The sequence below is a fragment of the Actinocorallia lasiicapitis genome, assembly GCF_054778695.1.
Genome location: NZ_BAAGZI010000578.1, coordinates 1 through 2,577 on the forward strand (window position 1 = coordinate 1; position 2,577 = coordinate 2,577).

Genomic DNA, 2,577 nt, shown 5'->3' on the forward strand with positions numbered 1-2,577 from the left:
CCACCACGCCCCGCCCCCCGTCCACCACCCCCGCCCCTCGGCCGACGAGCCCTGGCTCCACCAGCTCGACACCGCCCAGGTTCCGCGCCGCAAGCGCGGCACCGGGTTCTCGGTCATCGTCGGCGCCGTCGTGGGCGTCGCCGCCGTCCTCCTGGGCCTCTTCTACGTCCTCAAGGTGCAGGACAAGAAGGAGGCCGAGCCGGTCAGGGCGGAGTTCAGCTCGGTGAGTGTGGGGGAAATCACCCTCAATGTTCCGACCGGCTGGAAGGGTGATTTCGGCCCCAAGGGCAGCTCGCTGTGGAAGGACCCGGCGTCCGCCGCCTACGTCCAGTTCGACTCCATCGCCTGGACGGGCAGCGCCAAGCACGCCGCCAAGCAGTGGGAGCGCGAGTCCAGCAAAACGGCCTTCTACACCTACGAACACGTCGATCTGCGGGAAGTTCCGGGCGTCGGCGTGAACGCGGCGGACCTGGAGTTCATCTACAAGAGCAGACGGTCCGAGCTCACCCTGCACGCCGTGGTTCGCCGGATCCGGACGGAAACCGGGGTATATGCCCTGCTTGTCGCATATCCCGCTACCGTCTGGACCACGAAGCAGGGAACAGTGGACAATATTCTCGCCTCGTTCAAGCCGTGAGGCACGATTGAGTCAATGACCAGGCAGCGGTGAGGGACGGGGGTCCCGCGCCGGCTGAGAATTCTCCATGAGGGTCGGGGGAGCACACCGGTGAGGGATCAGGGCTCGGGGCGGTTGCTCGGCAATCGGTACCGGCTGATCGATGTCAGAGGCCGCGGCGGCATGGGTGTCGTCTGGCGGGCGAAGGACACCATGCTCGACCGCGAGGTGGCGGTCAAGGAGGTGACCTTCGGCCCCGGCCTGAGCAACCACGAGAAGGACGTCCTGAAGCAGCGCACGCTGCGTGAGGCGCGGGCGTCCGCACGGCTCAACCACCCGAACGTCGTGACGGTCCATGACGTGGTCGAGGAGGAGGGCCGTCCGTGGATCGTGATGGAGTTCGTCCAGGCCGAGTCCCTCCAGGACATCCTGGACACCGAGCGGGTGATCGCCCCGTGGCGGGCCGCGGAGATCGGCCGTCATGTCATGGAGGCGCTGAAGGCCGCCCATGAGCGCGGCATCCTGCACCGCGACGTCAAGCCGTCGAACATCCTGATCACCGGTTCCGGCCGGGTGGTCCTCACGGACTTCGGGATCGCGCAGATGGAGGGCGACGTCACCCTCACCCAGACGGGCCTGGTCATGGGCTCTCCGGCCTACATTCCGCCGGAGCGCGTCCAAGGCGAGCGGGCCGTCCCCGCCTCGGATCTGTGGTCGCTGGGCGCGACCCTGTTCGCGGCCGTCGAGGGGCACGCGCCGTTCGAGCGGGCCGACGCGATGGCCGCGCTGTCGGCGGCGCTGTCGGAGCCGGTGCCGAGGCCGCGCCAGGCCGGGCAGGTCACCCGGGTGCTGGAGGGCCTGCTGGTCCGCGAACCGGCCGCCCGGATGACGTCCGAGCAGGCGCTGCCGCTGCTCCACGACGTGTCGGCGTCCCGCCCCAACCAGTTGCCTCTGAACCAGCCCACCCAGTTCGACGAGACCGTCCTGGACCGTCCCGCGGCCAACCCGGCGGTCTCGATGGAGACGGTCCTGGATCCCGGCCAGCTCAACCAGGCGGGGCTCGGCGGACGTCCGCCCGCGAACCGGCCGCCCGCCTCGACCTCCCGCGACCGTCCGGTCGACGCCGAGAGCCCGACCCTCCTCGAACCGCAGGCCAGGCTGCCGTGGCAGAACGACGAGCAGCCCGCGTCGTTCAACCAGGGCGGGTTCGGCGGCGGCTACAGCCGGCCCGTCGCCTACAGCCCGCCGCAGAAGAACAGCCGCACCACGATCATCATCGTGCTGTCGATCGTGATCGCGGTGGTGGCGCTGGCGCTGGGCGTCTACATCCTGAAGAACGGCGGCACCCCCGGCTGAGCGGGCGTCAGCCCAGCCGGAACCGTCCGGCGGTCGCCTTGTCGGCGTCCACCACGGTGTGCTCGACCCTGACGTCCGTGAACAGCATGATCGGCAGGACGAGCGGCGGCGGCGTCTCGGGCGTCAGCGTGAGCTTGATCCCGAGGATCCGGCCCGACATCCGGGTCGTGTACATCGTGACGTCGCCGTCGAACACCAGCTTCGCGACGGACATCGTGCCGCTCGCCGACTTCTGCACGGGGTTGGTCAGCGCGGCGTGGTCCATCGTGAACTTCAACGCCTTGATCGACCCCGATCTGGTCGGCAGGTCGACGACCCCGTTGTAGGCGAGGCCGCGCTGGTAGAGCGAGTCGGCCGTCAGGGTGACGTTCTCGGTGTAGGTCATGCCCCGGAACGCGCCCTTGGCGGCCTTCTTGGGCGTCTCCACCTCGCATTTGTTCTGCTGCCAGGTCGCCAGCAGCGCCGCGAGCTCCTTCTGCGTCAGCCCCGAGGTGTCGGCGGGGATCTCCGGGCACTTCTCCGGCTCCACGGCGGGAGCGGTCGGCGCGGGCGTGACCGGCGCGGTCGGCGCAGGCGGCGCCGGAGCCGGGGGAGCGGGGGTCGCG

At 69.8% G+C, this 2,577-nt stretch carries 2 protein-coding genes and 1 pseudogene; 2 read left to right on the plus strand and 1 reads right to left on the minus strand.

Features of this window, described 5'->3' with window-relative positions:
* On the plus strand, window positions 1-637 hold a 637-nt coding region (locus ACYVE7_RS32390), incomplete at its 5' end, for a hypothetical protein (protein WP_460370177.1).
* Window positions 638-727: 90 nt separating this feature from the next.
* The gene (locus tag ACYVE7_RS32395) at window positions 728-1,972 is read left to right on the plus strand and encodes a serine/threonine-protein kinase (RefSeq protein WP_460370179.1); all 1,245 of its coding nucleotides are present in this window, start codon (window positions 728-730) and stop codon (window positions 1,970-1,972) included.
* A 7-nt stretch (window positions 1,973-1,979) separates the two neighbouring features.
* On the opposite strand, the pseudogene ACYVE7_RS32400 reads toward ACYVE7_RS32395, so the two are convergent.
* A pseudogene (locus ACYVE7_RS32400) lies at window positions 1,980-2,577 on the minus strand (hypothetical protein); the annotation flags it as partial.